Origin of the sequence: Bacillus sp. B1(2022), assembly GCF_040259625.1 — a bacterium.
Lineage (GTDB): Bacteria > Bacillota > Bacilli > Bacillales > Bacillaceae > Bacillus > Bacillus velezensis.
In genome coordinates this window covers 61,596-78,605 of the sequence record NZ_JANIFO010000003.1, presented here as the reverse complement: position 1 = coordinate 78,605, position 17,010 = coordinate 61,596, and the positions used below count along the sequence as shown (strand labels likewise).

At 45.7% G+C, this 17,010-nt stretch carries 22 protein-coding genes; 2 read left to right on the top strand and 20 right to left on the bottom strand.

Features of this window, described 5'->3' with window-relative positions; genetic code table 11:
- Nucleotides 1-189: 189 nt before the first annotated feature.
- From moaD to NQS30_RS06700, 6 genes are read right to left on the bottom strand one after another with little or no spacing between them, the layout of a single operon-like run.
- Nucleotides 190-423 carry a molybdopterin converting factor subunit 1 gene (moaD, locus tag NQS30_RS06725; RefSeq protein WP_218791615.1) on the bottom strand — a complete coding sequence of 78 codons (234 nt, stop codon included), beginning with the start codon at nucleotides 421-423 and terminating at the stop codon, nucleotides 190-192.
- Nucleotides 420-890: a molybdenum cofactor biosynthesis protein MoaE gene (locus NQS30_RS06720; protein ID WP_218791614.1), complete on the bottom strand. Its 471-nt coding sequence runs from the start codon at nucleotides 888-890 to the stop codon at nucleotides 420-422. Before NQS30_RS06720 ends, moaD begins: the two co-directional genes overlap by 4 nt.
- Entirely contained in the window at nucleotides 891-1,412 is a 522-nt protein-coding gene (gene mobB / locus NQS30_RS06715; RefSeq protein ID WP_007409631.1) for a molybdopterin-guanine dinucleotide biosynthesis protein B, read from the bottom strand.
- Nucleotides 1,373-2,665, bottom strand: a complete 1,293-nt coding sequence (locus tag NQS30_RS06710; protein WP_069007530.1) for a molybdopterin molybdotransferase MoeA — start codon at nucleotides 2,663-2,665, stop codon at nucleotides 1,373-1,375. The genes mobB and NQS30_RS06710 overlap by 40 nt, the downstream gene beginning before the upstream one ends.
- Nucleotides 2,666-2,682: 17 nt before the next feature.
- Nucleotides 2,683-3,702, bottom strand: a complete 1,020-nt coding sequence (locus NQS30_RS06705; protein WP_007611113.1) for a molybdopterin-synthase adenylyltransferase MoeB — start codon at nucleotides 3,700-3,702, stop codon at nucleotides 2,683-2,685.
- A 51-nt stretch (nucleotides 3,703-3,753) separates the two neighbouring features.
- On the bottom strand, nucleotides 3,754-4,356 hold the full coding sequence (locus NQS30_RS06700) for a molybdenum cofactor guanylyltransferase (protein WP_025284661.1): 603 nt from the start codon (nucleotides 4,354-4,356) through the stop codon (nucleotides 3,754-3,756).
- 145 nt (nucleotides 4,357-4,501) lie between these two features.
- Here NQS30_RS06700 and NQS30_RS06695 point away from each other — a divergent pair, with 145 nt between their 5' ends.
- Nucleotides 4,502-5,494: a coiled-coil domain-containing protein gene (locus NQS30_RS06695; RefSeq protein ID WP_043021218.1), complete on the top strand. Its 993-nt coding sequence runs from the start codon at nucleotides 4,502-4,504 to the stop codon at nucleotides 5,492-5,494.
- 20 nt (nucleotides 5,495-5,514) lie between these two features.
- Here NQS30_RS06695 and rok read toward each other — a convergent pair whose 3' ends face one another.
- Entirely contained in the window at nucleotides 5,515-6,111 is a 597-nt protein-coding gene (gene rok / locus NQS30_RS06690) for a transcriptional regulator Rok (protein WP_012117447.1), read from the bottom strand.
- A 452-nt stretch (nucleotides 6,112-6,563) separates the two neighbouring features.
- Entirely contained in the window at nucleotides 6,564-7,022 is a 459-nt protein-coding gene (locus NQS30_RS06685; protein WP_095353001.1) for a TlpA disulfide reductase family protein, read from the bottom strand.
- Nucleotides 7,023-7,308: 286 nt separating this feature from the next.
- Between NQS30_RS06685 and NQS30_RS06680 the strand changes: the two genes are divergently transcribed.
- Entirely contained in the window at nucleotides 7,309-8,115 is an 807-nt protein-coding gene (locus NQS30_RS06680; RefSeq protein ID WP_218791613.1) for a mechanosensitive ion channel family protein, read from the top strand.
- Between the two features lie 33 nt (nucleotides 8,116-8,148).
- On the opposite strand, the gene NQS30_RS06675 is transcribed toward NQS30_RS06680, so the two are convergent.
- The 12 genes from NQS30_RS06675 to NQS30_RS06620 all read right to left on the bottom strand — a co-directional run bounded on the left by NQS30_RS06675 (nucleotide 8,149) and on the right by NQS30_RS06620 (nucleotide 16,880).
- Nucleotides 8,149-8,394 carry a YkuS family protein gene (locus tag NQS30_RS06675; protein ID WP_003154596.1) on the bottom strand — a complete coding sequence of 82 codons (246 nt, stop codon included), beginning with the start codon at nucleotides 8,392-8,394 and terminating at the stop codon, nucleotides 8,149-8,151.
- 60 nt (nucleotides 8,395-8,454) lie between these two features.
- Nucleotides 8,455-9,579 (bottom strand): N-acetyldiaminopimelate deacetylase, encoded by a 1,125-nt coding sequence (locus NQS30_RS06670; protein WP_046702332.1) that lies wholly within the window; start codon nucleotides 9,577-9,579, stop codon nucleotides 8,455-8,457.
- Between the two features lie 70 nt (nucleotides 9,580-9,649).
- Nucleotides 9,650-10,360, bottom strand: a complete 711-nt coding sequence (gene dapD, locus NQS30_RS06665; RefSeq protein ID WP_012117443.1) for a 2,3,4,5-tetrahydropyridine-2,6-dicarboxylate N-acetyltransferase — start codon at nucleotides 10,358-10,360, stop codon at nucleotides 9,650-9,652.
- Between the two features lie 81 nt (nucleotides 10,361-10,441).
- The gene (locus NQS30_RS06660; RefSeq protein ID WP_124693069.1) at nucleotides 10,442-10,897 is read right to left on the bottom strand and encodes a flavodoxin; all 456 of its coding nucleotides are present in this window, start codon (nucleotides 10,895-10,897) and stop codon (nucleotides 10,442-10,444) included.
- 26 nt (nucleotides 10,898-10,923) lie between these two features.
- Entirely contained in the window at nucleotides 10,924-11,817 is an 894-nt protein-coding gene (locus NQS30_RS06655) for a WD40/YVTN/BNR-like repeat-containing protein (RefSeq protein ID WP_015239761.1), read from the bottom strand.
- Nucleotides 11,807-12,280 (bottom strand): flavodoxin, encoded by a 474-nt coding sequence (locus tag NQS30_RS06650; RefSeq protein ID WP_025284659.1) that lies wholly within the window; start codon nucleotides 12,278-12,280, stop codon nucleotides 11,807-11,809. The genes NQS30_RS06655 and NQS30_RS06650 overlap by 11 nt, the downstream gene beginning before the upstream one ends.
- Before the next feature lie 113 nt (nucleotides 12,281-12,393).
- Nucleotides 12,394-13,275 (bottom strand): transcriptional regulator CcpC, encoded by an 882-nt coding sequence (gene ccpC / locus NQS30_RS06645; RefSeq protein ID WP_007611101.1) that lies wholly within the window; start codon nucleotides 13,273-13,275, stop codon nucleotides 12,394-12,396.
- 140 nt (nucleotides 13,276-13,415) lie between these two features.
- Nucleotides 13,416-13,859: a cyclic-di-AMP-binding protein CbpB gene (cbpB, locus tag NQS30_RS06640; protein WP_003154608.1), complete on the bottom strand. Its 444-nt coding sequence runs from the start codon at nucleotides 13,857-13,859 to the stop codon at nucleotides 13,416-13,418.
- Between the two features lie 143 nt (nucleotides 13,860-14,002).
- On the bottom strand, nucleotides 14,003-14,194 hold the full coding sequence (gene abbA, locus NQS30_RS06635; RefSeq protein ID WP_007409618.1) for an antirepressor AbbA: 192 nt from the start codon (nucleotides 14,192-14,194) through the stop codon (nucleotides 14,003-14,005).
- A gap of 140 nt (nucleotides 14,195-14,334) precedes the next feature.
- Nucleotides 14,335-14,853 (bottom strand): ribonuclease H-like YkuK family protein, encoded by a 519-nt coding sequence (locus NQS30_RS06630; protein WP_020955744.1) that lies wholly within the window; start codon nucleotides 14,851-14,853, stop codon nucleotides 14,335-14,337.
- A 122-nt stretch (nucleotides 14,854-14,975) separates the two neighbouring features.
- Complete coding sequence (locus NQS30_RS06625) at nucleotides 14,976-15,215, bottom strand: YkuJ family protein (RefSeq protein WP_003154613.1); 240 nt, start codon at nucleotides 15,213-15,215, stop codon at nucleotides 14,976-14,978.
- 444 nt (nucleotides 15,216-15,659) lie between these two features.
- A complete protein-coding gene (locus NQS30_RS06620; protein ID WP_007409615.1) occupies nucleotides 15,660-16,880 on the bottom strand; it encodes an EAL domain-containing protein in 1,221 nt (406 codons plus the stop codon).
- Between the last annotated feature and the right edge of the window lie 130 nt (nucleotides 16,881-17,010).

The window sequence follows — 17,010 nt, the reverse complement described above, 5'->3', positions numbered from 1 at the left end:
AAAAAAAAGCATTGTCAGACCGGTATGACGGGAGGTTCAAAGCCTTGTGAAGGCACTGTCTTCAGCCTATTCATGCAGTCAAAACCAGCTCAATCGCAAATCCCTTTAAATCCCATTTAGATATTCTCTGGAATTCAGCGCCTATATACAAAAAAGCCGGATGGCAATGATGCACATCCGGCTCTTTTTTCACCCTCCGCTTACAGGAGGGATAAAGGCAATGGTATCACCTTCTGTTACGATGCTGTTGTCTTTTACATATGTTTCATTGATTGCGATCATGGCATTGTCAATCGTCTGAAGTCCGTACCGTTCCTTTAACAGTGTTTTTACAGCAGACGCCGCCGTCTCTTTTCCGTCAAGTTCAATGACCGGTGTTCCCGCCTGCTCCGCAAGCCCGGCAAACAATAATACTTTAATCATCGCGATTCCCCTTTATGCAAATCCGGTTTTCCGTTCGGATAGGGCGTTGTTTCCAGCTGATCGCCTATCCATTCTTCGCCGTCTTCCCAGATTTCTTTTTTCCATATCGGCACAATCTGTTTTATCCGTTCAATTGCATATTCATTCGCCTCATATGCCGCCTTTCTGTGCGGTGAAGACACGGCGATTACGACCGCTGCTTCTCCGATATCAAGGACGCCGACACGGTGAGTGATTGCAGCTTCGGCTCCTTCCCATTTCGCGCTGACTTCATCGCCGATTTGAGAAAGCATTTGAACAGCCATCGGTTCATACGCTTCATATTCGAGCCGCACCGTCCGCCGTCCTGCAGTCCACTCTCTGACCGTGCCGATAAACGTTGTGATGGCGCCGGCTTCACGCTTTTCAACTTTTTTTACGATATTTTCCGCAATGATAGGTTCCCTTGTAATTTGAAAACGTTCCATTTATGCAGATTCCCCTTTCAGCTGCGAAAGCACAAACATCATGGCAGCCGGATCGTCCGCATGGAATACGGGCATGCCGGCATCTGCCGGCATATGCTCCGTATTTCTGCTGACAACCGCGATCACGCGCTCCAAATGCTTCAGCTTTTGCCAATCTTCGCTGTCTTTGATCATAATGATTTTCGGATGCGGCGCATGTTTAAATCCCTCTATGAGAAGACCGTCAATTCCCAGACATTCATACAGACTGATCAAACCCGCCAGATCCCATTTTTTTCGCGCCGTAAGCTGCAGGACGCCGTCCCCTTCTACTGCCGTAACCGCGGCTCCGGCTTTTGAAAAACGCTCCGAGTCTTTTCCGTCAGAAAAAGGTTCCGGTTCTCCGCCATGTCCGTGATGTTTTAAACATCCAATATCGCACTCTTTCGGCGCCGCTTTCAGCACACGTTCAATAAACGTTGTTTTACCGCTGTTTTGAAAACCTACGATCTGGACGATCGGGAAAGAATTGACCACGGCCATTCACTTCCATTCTCATCACGGATGAGGAGCGCGTGAACCGTCCGGCCCGCTTCATATCCCCTCGTTCCTCCCGGCAGAAGGATAAACGCGTTTGCTTCGGCTAGAGATGTGACTGAGCTTGATTTGTCGAGGCCGACCGGTGACGCCATCATCTTTCCGTCCTTATGATAAACAAACGCCCTCACAAATCTCGTAAACGGATTCGGTTTCGGGAAGTCGTTTGTTAACACGGCTTCCGCCCATCCGGAATGAGGTTTTTCATTCAGAAGCCACGTCTGAATCATCGGTTTGACAAACAGTGTGAATCCGACATAACATGCGGACGGATTGCCTGAAAGGCCGAACAGCAGCATGTCATCGGCCCGGGCGACAGTTGTCACGCTCCCCGGGCGCATTGCCACTTTGTTAAAAAGAACTTCCGCTCCGAGCTTATTATAAATGTCTGGAAGAAAATCAAAATCGCCGACTGACACGCCGCCGGTCGTGATCAGAAAATCAGCTTTTTTCATAGCTTCCTTCACCGCATCATAGCTGTCATCAAAATCATCGGAAATTTTCCCTAAGTTCAGCGGCACCGCGCCCGCTTCAATGACCTGGGCATACACCATCGCAGCGTTGCTGTTGCGGATTTTCCCCGGCTCAAGCGGATCGCTGACATGAAGAAGCTCGGTCCCCGTTGCGATAATGCCGACAACCGGCTTTCTGACCACGGGAACGGAAGCATAGCCGAAGGTTGCTAAAAGAGCGGTTACGCCCGGCGTGATTTTCGTCCCTTTTTTTAATAGCGGGCTGCCTTTTTTCGCATCTTCTCCTTGATATGAAATATTATCGCCCGCATGGAAAGGGCGTTTCACTGACATGTAATTCGTCCCGTTTTCAGAAAACGTTCTTGTCAGCTCAAGCATCACTACGGCATCCGCGCCTTTTGGAATCTGCGCCCCCGTCATAATGCGGACCGCTTCATAAGGCCCGAGTTCTTTTTCTGACACGGCGCCGGCCCCGATATGGTCAATGACTTCAAAGGTGACGGCATTGTCACGGGAAGCCGTTTTTGAATCGCTCGCCCTGATGGCAAACCCGTCATACGGGGAACGGTTAAAGGCCGGCACATCATGATCCGCCTTAACATCCTCCGCCAAATAGCGGTGGAGACTGTCCTCAAGCGCCACCCATTCGGTATCCCCCTGTTTTTTATACCGGCTCACCCGGAGGACTGCTTCGTCCACCTGAATCGGCGTTCTTTTTTCAAGCATAGCAATATCTCCCCTTCCTACAGGCCGATCACCCTGGCCAGAACTGAATTTGCTTCTTTTATATCGTTTGTACCGTGAATCAAAGCCCGTCCGTCCTGAAAAATAACGATTCTGAAGCGCTCATACGCCATGTGCAGCAGAAATTCATTTGCTTCCACTTTACCGATCTGCTTCAGACGTTTGACAAGTTCTTCTTTATCCAGCCTCTTTAAGGCTTCCGATCTGATTTGAACGGTGTCTCTTCCGCACAGCACGCTTGCTTTCGGCCTGTTTTCAGGCTGCAGATACGGATATACGGGCTCCGCGCCGCAGGAAGGGCAATGATCCCGTTTGATCTGATCCACATTTATGCTCATATTGGTGTTATTCCACACGTCAAACGTGAAAAAGCGCCGATTTACCGCCGCATGATTTCCTGTCAGCAATTTCAGCGCCTCAGCCTGCTGATAAGCGGAGACGATATGAACCGCCGGAGGTATGATACCTGCTGTATCACATGTCGCTCCGCCCACGGGCATTTGCTCAAACAGGCAGGATAAACACGGCGTAACCCCCGGAATAATCGTCATGCACATTCCCTGACTGCTGACACAGGCACCGTAAATCCAAGGCGTTTTCGTTTTCAGCGCCAGATCATTGATGACCATTCTCGTTTCAAAATTATCTGTCGCATCCACGATGCAATCCGCTTGTTCGATCAGCGGTTCGAGCGTTTCCGCCGTACCTTCCGCCGCGTAAGCATCGATATGTATATCACTGTTTACCGCCAAAAGACGCGCCTTAGCCGCCATTGCTTTCGGCAGGCGCTGTCTCGCGTCTTCTTCTGTATACAGCTGCTGTCTTTGTAAATTGCTCCATTCCACATAATCCCGGTCAATAATCGCCATACGGCCCGCTCCGGCTCTTGCCAGGCCCTCTGCCGCGGCTGTTCCGAGGGCTCCGGCTCCGACAATCAGGACGCTGCTGTCAGCCAGCGCCTGCTGCCCTTTTTCCCCTATCGGCTTAAATCTTGTCTGCCGCGAATAGCGCTCTTCCATCTGTGTTGTCCCCTTGCATTTTTATTTCCATCATACCATGTTTCTTCCCGATCAGTCTTGATTTGAAGACTCGACATGCGCCAAAAGTCTGGTGTAATCGTCCGGTGTGTTGATATTAGCGAACTCCTCCGGCCCGGCGCCGATGTCTTCAGCCTGCACATAACAGACAGACAGCCGTTTCAGCGTGTCTGTCATTTTCAGTTTGTTTTGTGTCAGCTGATCAAAAAGCACATCCTGCACCCGTTTATGGTAAACCGCCAAGAGGGGCTGCTCTCTGTTTTCACAAACCGGTATGACAGCGTCCAGGTTTCCGGTCAGCTTCATTTCAAGCGCAGCCATCGTTTTTCTTGTCACGAGCGGCGTGTCACAGGATATGACCGTATATATTTCGCCTTCCGTTTGTTTCATTGCCGTATAGATGCCGGCAAGCGGGCCCATTGCCCGAAACCGCGGCTCATCGGCCAAAACATGCCGCTCCCTGTTTGATAAGAACTTTTTTATATGCTCAGGGCGGCTGATAATTACCGTTTCTCCGCCGCCGAAGGCTTTTTTCGCCTGTTCATAAAACATGCCGCCCTTCCACTTTGCAAAAGCTTTCGGTTCTCCGAATCTTCGGGAAGCTCCCCCCGCTAATATTACATTCACCCGTTTCATGTCATCTCTCTCCCATTCTATATAAAAGCATAGCAAACGCCTCAGCCGAAATACAATATTACGGTGCTTGTCTGTTTAATTAAGAGGAATAGCCGTTGATCCTTTCCCATATTGTAGTGTTAACATCATGAGGGAGATGGTTCTTATGAAAATATCTGGTCCGTTTTTCCACGACACTTCTCAAGAGAACCTTTACTTGAAATCCGAACTTTCCAGATGCAGAAAATTAATTTCAGAATTTGAAGCAAGCTACTTCCATCAGAAAAATAATAAGCTTCAGGAGGAAAACGCCAATATTAAAGAGCGGCTTCACAAGCTTTCTGACGAATTGGAAGCCATGGCTCAAAAACACAAACAGACAAGTGACACGGAACGTTCTTTGCATGAAATCAGAGCCGGGCTGCTCGATAAAATCGTCATTTTGCAAGAACTGCTTCAGCAGGAAACGTTTCGGCGGAAAAATGAGATGGAAGAAAAGCACCGTCTGCATCTTACAAATGTAAAATTTGAAGAAGAAAATAAAAACTTACATACCCGCATCCGCTCACTTGAGACCGCCATTCAAACTGAACGGACTTCTCACGAAGATATGAAACAGCGTTATCATGCCGCTGCAGACGAAAATACCCGGCTTCAAACACAAATGATAGAAAAAGAATACCAGCTCAAACATATTAAAATAGAAATTAATCATATGAGAGATCGAATACTAGAAACAAAAGAACGGCTTGTAGAAATAGAAAAAACGAAAGAAAAGTTATTTCAAGAAACCATTCTTTCGTATAAACGGCAGCTGGACGAAAGTGATGCTTGGATTGCCGGCCATTTTGCTGATATTGACAGCCGCACGGCGGAACCGGCGGAACAAGCTCTGGAAATCCCTTCTGTTTCCAAAGAGACTGTTCAGGCAGAAGACTTGCTTAAAGCCGTTACCGAACAAGTCATCTCCCTGCAAAAACAATTTGTACAATCAGAGTCACGCGATCAGTCGTTTGATGAAAAACTGGATGCGTTGAAAGAACGTGCTGACGGCGAAAAGCCTTTCCAAAAATATGTCGTCAAGCTTGAAAAAAAGCCTGGAAAAGAGGCGTCACTTCCGCAGAATAAGCGGGAAAACGCAAAAAAACTGCTTGAGTAACGCAAGCAGTTTTTACTGTTTTATTCAGCAGCCGTATCATTTGCCGTTTCTGCTGTTTCCTGAGAAATTTCTCCCTCAAGAATATATTGGCCGCGGTATGGTTTTTTCACTTCCGGATACATTTTAATTAAGCTTTGCATAAATGTTGTCATATTAGGAATTTCAAGGCCGCTTTCCTTTTCAATTTCCTTTTGCAGTTCGGAACTTTTAATCGCTGCATTGTGGCGTTTCAATGTTTTAATCGCTGCTTCGCGCAGTTTTGCCGCTTTTGATCCCGGTCTCGCCGTCCCTCTTCTTCTTCTTGTAGAACCGTCTGGAATGCCGGCGGGAAGAGACGTAATAGACTGCATCTGCGGCTGGGAGGATTGAGGCTGTGCCTGCGGCTTTTGATAGCTTCTCATTTCCTGTGCTGCAAGCTCTGCAAGCACCGGGAGAGAGTCACTTTTTTTCTCCGGACGAAACTCTTTTTTTGTATCGGACAGGCTGCCTGTATTGTCTAATTCTCTCAGTTTTGCATATATTTTATCACGTTCTATTTGATATTCACGAATGACTTTTACCTCTGCTTCGTTCAATTGTTCTAAACGTAAGCGCAGCGCTTCTCTTTCATTAAACATGTGTAAAACCCCCTGTCAAAAATTTAAACGCTTTTATTAAGATATTAGATTACAAAAGTAATTTTATCAACTATTATTTTATCATTTTACTATTTTATTTACTCTATGAAAAATTGCTTATTTTCTGAAAATGGTACTTTATATACAAAAATCCCTTGTCATATAGGGGATTCTGGACAAAATTCCAATTTATTCAACCATTTCAAAATATAACTTGAAATTACTTGTTTAATGAAAATTAGCGTGATATCTACAATTTTCGACTATAATATGTAAAAGATAATGATATCGATAAAACAAGCGGTACAGCGTGTTTACGGCTGTTTCTCTTATTTTTTAAGCCGCACATGTCATATTGGAATTTTTTATCCAATAGGCACAAAAAAACCCTGTTACCTAAACGGCAAAGGGTTTGCAGAACCGAGACAATAGTCCGACGGAGATTGTCCCGATTACTCAGAAGCCTGCTCCGTTTCTGAAAGTACTCGGCTGACGCGTTTTTCAAGCATTTTCATCCCGCTTCCTCCCGCTTGAAAATGGCGGAGCTGTCCGGTTTTATCGAAAAGGTAATAAGCCGGCACATATTCATTTTCAAATGCTTCAGTCAGCGTATGATCGCTGTCGACGTAAATCGGCTGAGAGATATCGTGTTCAGCCGCTGTTTCCTTGATTTTCTCAAGGTCAAGATCGTCTTCGGAACGGGGCATGTGAACGGCCACCACATTCAGCTGATCTTTATATTTATCACGAAATTCGTTCATCTCAGGCATCGCTTCTTTACACATGCGGCAGCTGGCGGACCAGAAGTGAATCAGTGCCGGCTTTCCGCCGACCAGCTGTTCCTTCGTGACTTCTCTGTTAATCCATGCTTTAGCGCCTGTCAATTCAGGCATTTGCTGACGTAATTTCATCTTATTTCCCTCCTTATGAAAAAGGTTTTTTGCCGGGGTTCAGTTTCGCCGGGCAACGTTCTCCTGTTTTCCCTCCAAAGGATATGATTTGGCTGAATCACCATGTTAAAATGAGTGTGGCGATTCCTTAGTTCATATCTTCACAAAAATGATGATATTGAAACCGGGCAATATGAACAAATCATAAATGAAATAACTGGTTTCTATTAAAAGGTTTATCTTATTTTAAAAACGGGTATATGACTTTTAGCTTTTTCCGCAAAAGACTTGAAAGGAAGACATCACTATGATTGATTTAAAACACTTTGATTGGGCCGGGCTTCTCACATCTGCCGGGATTTTCATCATAAAGCTGGCTCTCATTATTTTAGCGTACTTTATTTTCCGGGCGGCAGGAAAAAAGCTGATCAAGCATCTGTTTCAGAAATTCGAGCAACAAAACAACCTCTCCACAGGCCGCGCTTATACTTTGCGAAGCCTCGCGCTTAATGTATATGGATACATCTTGATTTTCGTTTTTATCGTGATGATTTTGGATTTATTTCACTACAATCCGAGCGCTCTCATTGCCGGCGCCGGCGTGGTCGGTCTCGCAGTCGGCTTCGGGGCTCAGGGGCTTGTCAGTGACATCGTCACCGGATTTTTTATCCTTTTGGAAAAACAGATCGACGTCGGCGATTATATTACGGTTGCCGGCTACAGCGGCATTGTCGAGCAGGTCGGTCTCCGTACGACGCAAATCCGGAGCTTTGACGGCACGCTTCACTATCTTCCCAACCGGGGCATTACGAATGTGAGCAACCATTCCCGCGGAACGATGCAGGCGCTTGTCGATATTAAAGTGCCGCTTGAAAAAAATCTTGATGAAACCATTCAAATCCTGCAAACCGCGTGTGACAAAGCAGCCGCTGAGCTCCCGCAGATTAAGGAAGGGCCGGACGTCATCGGGGTTCAGGATTTAAACACGTCAGAAATGGTAATCAGAATCATTGCCAAAACAGAAAATATGGAGCAATGGCGGGTTGAACGCGTACTGCGGAGAGAAATAAAAATCGCGCTCGACCGTTTTAAAAACGCCGCTTCCGCCGAATAGAAAAACCGAAGCGTAAGCTTCGGTTTTTTCTTTTTAATGAAATTTTTTTTCCACTTCGCTGCAGATTTCGTCGGCGGTCATTCCGGAAGCCGTAATGACGGGAGCCTGAGTTGACGTATCGGCAATTCCTTGGACATTGCTGTCAAGTCCGGTTACAACACAGCAGTCACAATTCTTCGCATCCTCAGGAGTCTTCATCATCACTACGTCATATCCTTTTTGTTTTAACGCCTGTTCTACATCCGATAAAGATTGTTCAATTCCAATTTTTTTCGTCATATTGAACACCTCCGTTATGTAGAATGCTCAATTTTTGTTAGATTATTCTTCTTTTCGGATTTAATTGGCATACTTCGAAAAATATCCGACCATGACATTTACCGCGGTTTCCATCGCATCTTCATCCGGGTTCAGCTTGGCGTGATGAAGCCCGTGGGATGAATCGGCCCCCAGCCAGAACATAAAGCCGGGATATTTTTTCAGCATATATCCGAAATCTTCTCCGGTCATCGCTTCTTTCGCCGTTCTCACGTCAGCCAGCTGATGATCGCTGACAAATTGCATAAATTCTTCGGTCAGGCCGCTTGTATTATAAACTTGATGATAAACGGACGGATACGTGACTTTTCCTTTGCATCGGAAGCCGATTTCAATTCCTTTGACAAGCTCTTCAATCCGCTTTTTCACCATACGCATTGATTCCTCGGAAAGCGTCCGGATGGTTCCCTCCAGATGAGCATGCTCTGCGATGATATTTTGCGCCGTGCCCCCGGTAATCGTTCCGACAGTGATCACAGCGCTGTCAAGCGGATCCGTATTTCTGGATATGACCGTCTGCAGCTGCGTGACAAGCGTGCTCGCGGCGACGACCATGTCGTCTGCTGTATGCGGATATGCCGCATGCCCGCCTTTCCCCTCGAGATCGATGACGAGTTCGCTCGTATTGGCAAACAGCAAGCCGCTTTTGGTGGAGATTGTGCCTACAGGAAGCTCAGGTGCTATATGGAGAGCGGTAATCAAATCCGGCGTCCATTTTTTCAGCACATCGCTTTCAAGCATCGGTTCCGCTCCGCCCGGTCCTTCTTCAGCCGGCTGGAATAAAAAGAGCAGATCATGTTTGACGGGATGATGGACAAAATGATCAATAATGCCGAGCGCAATGGTCATGTGCATATCGTGGCCGCATGCGTGCATAAAACCGGGGTGTTCAGATGCAAACGGAAGCCCCGTCTGCTCTTCAATCGACAGAGCGTCTATATCCGCTCTGTAGGCGAGCATTTTTTCCGGAGCCGTGCCGTTGACTTTGACAAAGATGCCGGTTCTCCAAGTTTCGATTTCAATTCTTTCCTCCGGATATTGGATCAATAGATTCAGCAGGTACTGTTGGGTTTTATATTCCTGAAAGCCGATCTCCGGAATGCGGTGCAGATCTCTTCGGATGGCAATGAGCCGCTCTTTTTCCATATGTATTCCTCCTTGAGATAAGAATAAGGCGTGGATTTTATCATCCACGCCCATTCTATCAAACCATTCCTTACAGCTGGCGTAATTCCTGTTTGATTTCTGTTTTGCCTTTTGTTTTTTCATCGATATCTTTGATTTTTTTCGCAGGTGTTCCCGCTACAACGGTATATGGCTCGACGTCATTTACAACGATGGCTCCGGCAGCGACAACCGCGCCTTTACCGATTGTTACGCCTTCAAGTACAACCGCATTTGCGCCGATCACAACGTCGTCTTCCACGACAACAGGCTTAGCGCTAGGCGGCTCAATAACGCCCGCTAATACAGAACCCGCTCCGATGTGGCAGTTTTTGCCGACAGTCGCGCGTCCGCCGAGAACAACGTTCATATCAATCATCGTACCTTCGCCGATGACTGAACCGATATTAATAGATGCACCCATCATGATAACGGCATTGTCGCCGATTTCAACTTGGTCGCGGATAATAGCGCCGGGCTCGATTCTCGCTTTAACATCTTTTAAATCAAGCATCGGGATCGCAGAGTTGCGGCGGTCATTTTCAATGACGTAATCCTCAATTTTGTCTTTGTTTTCTTCGATTACGCTTTTAATTTCAGCCCACTCGCCAAAAACGACGCCGGATTGGCCGTTCAGGAATGTTTTAGCGGAATCGCCAAAGCTGATTCCTTCAAGATCGCCTTTTACATACACTTTTACAGGCGTTGATTTTGTACTATTTTGAATAAATGAAATAATTTCATTTGCATCCATCATTTTCATATGTATTGTCCTCCTCTGATTTTCTACCTCATTACTGTAACAAAGGAAGGATACAAAGACAAGAAAAAAAGGAACAAGCCTTTATTCTGCCGGCTGGCTGCACAGCGCGGCAAACTGTCTTCCGAATTCCCGGAGCTCTTCTTCCTCACTGCCCTCAGGGTTGTTTTCAATTTTGACCGACGGCAGCACCACCCGCCCGCCGCGGGCCGTGATTACTTTTTCCAATTCGTCAACCGCCCCGCAAAAAAACTCATAGGACGTATCTCCGGAACCGAACAAAGCAAATGTTTTTCCCGTAAACTCCAGGTTTTCCATATCTTCAGCAATATCGAGCATTTCATCAGGAAGATCCCCGTCTCCCCACGTATATGTGCCTAATAAAATATACTCGTAATCATTAAAAAGTTCGGCATGAATATCCATCGCTTCATATCTTTCTACGGATGCTTGTGCTTCGATCAGCCCTTTTTCAATTAAATCCGCCATCGCCTCGGTGTTTCCTGACATTGTGGCGTAAACAAGCAATACATTCCCCATCTTCGTCTCTCCTTTATGCATAAAAACTAATGTGCGAGCCGAACCGCCTCATACGGTCTGACAAACTTACTTTCGTAAAGGCCCGCGCAAAAAAAGTTTTCTTCCCGGTTGGCCACCCGCCATCCGTGACCGCGGATCGTATCAAACCACTTTAATTCACCGGCGGCGAGATCAGCTTGATAAATACGCGAAAATCCGTTTTCGTCCTGTGTCGATGTGACATAAATAATCCCGTTATCCTCAGAAACGTCGAGAAATGATTTTTCCCGTACGGCGGGTCCGGCTGTAATGGCAAACTCCTCTTGCGTCCGCACGTTTCGGACGGCAACCTCCCCCCGTTCTCCCTTTGCCGCGCCCTTTGCTGCAATGAGCCAGTCATTCTGATACATCCTCATTGAAGCCGTCATGCGCTGCCTTTCGCGGCTTATACGCCGGATGCGGTCTTCCGTCAGATCATACGCCCAAATGCCGCCATGATTCATGTGAATCCGGGTGCCGATATAAATCGTCTGACCGTGTAAACAAAGCGAACGGATGACAGGCGGCTCCTTTAATTGTGAAAAGGGCTTAGCCACATGCCAAGTGACGCCGAAATCATCAGATAAGTAGAGGCAGTATGTGCCGTGCGCACAGACAAACCCGTCATTCCGCCCGGCAACGGCCCATACGGAGGCGCTGGTCGGAAACCGGGAGGCCGTCCAGGTCTTTCCCTGATCGGCTGATCTGAGGACGGCGCCTTTTTCTCCAGCCGCGAATATGTAGGGCCCTATGTAAGTCAGCACATGAATTCTGCTTTTCACTCGGAACAGTCTTTTCCAGCCTTCTTCCGCCGAAAAATGAAAAATACCTTCGCCTTTCACAGCCACAAAAAATCCCGAAGATACTGATGCCATGACAGCCGTCGCGCCTTTATGAAACATGGCACTTGTCTCCGTGGTGAGCGGCCCATGCAAGAAAACCGCGGACAAATTCTTTGCAGCATTCCTGATCCTCAGCCGTCTCGGGCGCCAGCTCAATTTTCAGCGTTTCCGGATATAAATTGGCTCCGGCCTGTTCAAACGCATCGCAAAACAGCGTGACCGCTTCGCAAAACTTCGGGTAGGCGTGATCGCCTGAACCGAAACAGGCCGTTTTCAGTCCGTTGAGCTGGCTGTGCAGAATATCTTCGTAAAAATCTTCCGCTTCGTAAGGAAGATCACCGTCCCCCCATGTGTACGTGCCGACAAAAACATAATCATATGCTTCGAGAGAATCCGCATCTGCTTCGTCCATGTCAAGACAGTCAACTGCTATCTGATGCCCGCTCAGTGTTTCTTTTATAATGCCGGCAATATCCTCTGTATTCCCCGACATGCTTGCGTATATCATTAATGCTTTCTGCATATGACCACCTCGTAATTGATAATGATTTTCATTAACATATATAACACTTTAAATGATAATGATTTTCATTGTCAATAAAAAAATAAAAAAAAGACAGCATGATTGCTGTCTTTCTAAAATGGGCGTTCCTGCTTCAGCATATCTTTAATGACAGAAACAAAAGCCTGCACCTGTTTTAATTCAAATGCCGGCTCATAACCGAGCAGCCATGTGTCACGGCCGATCGGATGGTCCTTTGTATCAAGCAGAGGCATTTTATTTACTTTGTCTTCCTCTTCTAAGGTGACTGACGGCAGAATGGCATATCCGATCCCGTGCAGCGCCATCTGCTTGCACGTTTCAATCTGATCGACAAGGATGGTCTGTTTCGGCGAGGTTTTGAATTTTTGATGCCACCAATGCTGAATTTCCTGAAAATATGTACTGTCACTTTTGAATTGGATGAACGGCCGGTCGGTATGGGCAATATCATCAATACAGGAAATTTCCGTATCGACCAAATATAAATGATCGGTCATTAAATAATCTTTCCGGCCTTTCCATTCCGGATTTCCCCGGATAATGCCGATATGTACCTGATCTTCATACAGACTTTTCAGCATTTCGCTGCTCCACCCTGTAATGAGAGAGACCTTTGCATTCGGATATCGTTCCACATATGTTTTTAACACTTTCGGAAGCCAGTGCTGCCCGATAATCGAGGCGACGGCAAGCTTTAATGTGCCGTGAATCTCACCCTCAAGTTCATCAATGTTTTCTCTGATTCTTTCTTGCCGATCCGTGACGTCATTTGCAAATTGTATGATTTTTTCTCCTGCCGGCGTTACCGTAAGTCCTTTTTGAGACCTAAGAAAGATCTTTGTTCCCCAGGCTTTTTCAATGGTCTGCAATCGCTGGGACAGAGCCGGCTGTGACACGAATAACCGTTCGGCAGCCTTCCTCATGTTTAATTCCTCAGCTAAAACTACGAGCATATGAAGCTCTTGAAGCTGCATGTCGTCCTCCTTTTCAATGCCTTTTCGTATTTCTTATCTACCATTCTAATAAAATAAAGGCTGCCGAGGCAAGCGCCACTCATATGTATGCGTTTTCTTTTTCCGGCATGCAAAAGAACAAATAGGCTGATCGTGCGAGCCTACTTATTCAATGATCTGATATGGCTGCTCAACTGCTTTAATACGACTCTTCTCGTGAAAATGCCTTCAAAGACGCCTTCATCATTTTCAACGCAGACAAAGCCGTTGTTAATGACCATGCTGAATCCTTTGATAATCGGATCATTGATGTGGAGACGGGGAATGTCTTTCAGCATGACTTCCTCAACCGTAATTTGATCCAGCTTCTCAAACTCGATCCGTTCAAGTCCGAAAATGCTGTTCATAATCATATTTGTCCCGATCAAACCGTGCAGACGGTACGAAGCGTCGAGGACGGGAATGGCGGTATAGCCGGTTTTCGTCAGCACTAATAGAGCATGTTCAAGGTTGTTTCCGACTTGAACGTGCGCCACTTTATCCGCCTCGATCATAAATTGTCCGACTGTTGCATCAAGAAGCTGATCTGATTGTAAGCTAATCATGTCACTTCGACCCCTTTACATTTTTCATCAAAGCATGTATTCCCTATATTGCAATAATATAAACATTATCATTTTTTGTCGAAAAGTTTCCGTCAATAAAAAAGATACTCTTTGCAATCGAGTATCAATTTATAGGCCGCTGATTAATTTTCATTCCGAAAACGGTCATAGAGCGTTACGAGTTTTTTATAAGTGGTTCCATCGACGCTTTTTGACCCTGCTTCTATATCGTTGATTTCGCTGGTCAAAAGCTCAATGGCATATTCTTGATTGATCAGGATATTCAGCAGAAGTTTCTGTTCTTCTTCCGTAAATCGTTCACCGATAAGACTCATACGTAATCAGGCCCCCTATTTTTAACTGAATACCTCCGAAAGCAACGTGAAATTTGCTTTCAGCTCTACCGCTAGAATAAGTAAACAGAAAAAAATCGTCAACCGCATAATTCGACATTTTGCGGATTCTGTATGAAATATTATTTTGTGTAACGATTGGCATAACTGAATGCTGTGCAGGAATCGGGCTTGATTTTCGCTTCAATGCCCATCGAGGTAATGCGGCCGGTCATTTCTTGTATCAATTCTTTTGTCAGCCCTTTTTGACCGATATCCAGATGCACTTCAAATGAAAGATCCGCCCCTTCATCCGCAAAAGGCAAGAGCAAATCTGTCAGTTCCATAAGACGGCCGTCGAGGATATGCGCAGCCATCTCCTGGCTGAACGCGGTTTCCAGCGAAATTTTTTCGCGAAGGCTATGTATCGGTCTTGCAAGATCGTGATTTTTCAAACAGCCCCAAGCTCCCTTGCCTGTACGGTGCAAGTGTATAGCCGTAATAAACTTTGTGAAGTCGCGGTAAACTTGTGAATCAGTCCCTACAGACAGCACGTATGCTGAACGGGGGTCTTTATTGACAAAGCGTTTCAGCCGCTCCGTCACGTCTTGAAAGGTCATCTGTGCCTCAGAAAGATTATAAAACAGAAAAGAATCAGCCATGTACGGACACTCCTCTTTCCAGAGTCTACAACCAAACGAACAAGCACGTTCCTTTGCATAATTTAATAAAGCTCCGCTTGCGGAAGACCGGAAGCTTGGTCAGCCTGAAAAATCAAATCAAATTACTGAAGGAGCTCAAAAATTTCAATAGAAATCATGTCAATGTTATCAAACGGATATGTGTTAGGTTTTTCACCTTTTTGGAAAACCGTCAGTTCAAACGTTTGATTTTTTTCGAAATATTTAACACTGCAAATTTTTTCGCCGTTAACTTCAAAATAACGCTGCATCGGCTCGTTAGCCGCTTCCGCTGTTTCTTGCAGACTTTGCAGCCGCGTGATGATACCCATTAATTGTGACATTCTAAAAAAAGACTCCTTTCAAAAAACAACTTCAAATCAACAAGTATTTATTATAATACAAGTTCTACAGAGCATCATACCATAAAGTAGACCGGGATGGCATTTTCCCGCTGGATTTTCAAAAAGAAATAAACGGGAAAAACCGTGTTTTCGAATAGTTTGAAGCTTTTTTCGGAATGTCATACACCTTTCAAAAATAATTTTTCGCTTTTTGAGCCGCCATTATCAGATGTATGTAAGGAGAAGCCCTTTTATGAGGAGACAGCATAAAAAAACTTGGCGGGGGTAGCGCCAAGTTTTTTCGGATCTTGATCTGATAGAGGGGTTGGGGAACAGAGAGTAACTTCTCTCTATAACTAAATGATAATGATTATCAGTATCATTGTCAATCGTTTTTTAAAACTTTTTTCAAATGAACAAAAAAAGCGGCATACAGCAGCCGCTTTAAAGTAACCCGTCCTGTTCATATAAATAAGAGTAAGGCAGATCGATAAATAAATACATATTGTCATCCATCGGGTATGAAAAGGTTCTGATCATCTCACCTGTCTCAATATCACTGTACAGGTCACTGAAAAAGCCTTTTCTTGAATTACGCATCTTCATGATATTTTCTAAAAAGTACGGACGCCAGCTCCAGTTTTTCTCCATGTATTCAGGCTGATAAAGCCATTCGCCGGACTGCTTGAACACATTTCCCGTCAGCTGATAGCCTTCTTCATCACACATATAAATTCTGAAGCAGCAGTCGGTCAGGTTTTCCGCCAGTTTTTTAATAAACTCATCGTCCGCCTGATGGGTTTTCTTCAGCTCGGAAACTGCCTGATTGACCCGCTTATAAAAATTCTCAGAGTGTTCATAGACCGTTTCCAGCTTCTTTTTTTCTCTCGTGATAAATTGCTGAAACTCCGTTTTCAAGCGTGCTTTTAACAGGCTCCGGTCTATAAAATCCCCGCTCGGCGCCTGCAGATAATAGCCTTGAAAAAATCGGCCTCCGTTTCTCCATGCGTACTGGAGCTGGAAATCAGCTTCTATATCTTCATACAGCAGCGCGGCGCCGATTTTTCTCGCCAGCAATGAAATGCTGTACAGCACATGCTCATATGATGGTGACGGCTGAGATACCTTCAGCGCCTGCAAATCTATTTTCAGAAGGTCCGGTGAAAGGAGCGCGATTCTGTCCAGGTTGCTGCTCTCCTTACCTATATTGTCCACCGCGATTTTAATGCCATATGTACGATAGTAGGCAAGCATATGGTACAGCTGTTCAATGTCGCCTTCGAAATTGTGCTCGGTGATCTCAAGCACAATACGGTTCAATTCAATGCCCTGCTCTTCGTATTCTTTCAAAAGCTCAAGAAAGCTTTCGCCGTGGTCAAGCATCAATACATTCGCATCCTGATTGATAAAAATCAACAGATCACGATCAGCTTCTTTAAACCTCTCCAGCGCCTGCCTGATGACTCTGTCATCGACCTCAAGCTTATATTCTTCCGGAATGCCGGAATCTAAGAAAAACGGCCCAAGGCTCTCAATCTCCGCATCTGCCAAAATCCGGCCAAGCACTTCGTAGCCTACGACTCTTTGTTCCTCAGCGTTAAAAATCGCTTGGTAATACGGAATGACATCATCAATATTCGTCAGTATATCAAGTGGGTCCAACATGTTATCACCTGCTTCTCTATCTTTGTCTGATTATACACAATTATATCAGCACCACAAATGTTTAGATTAGGGGAAAAGGAGGCAGTATGGCAGCAGCTTAAAATAAAAGGGGGGACATTTTAAGATCACT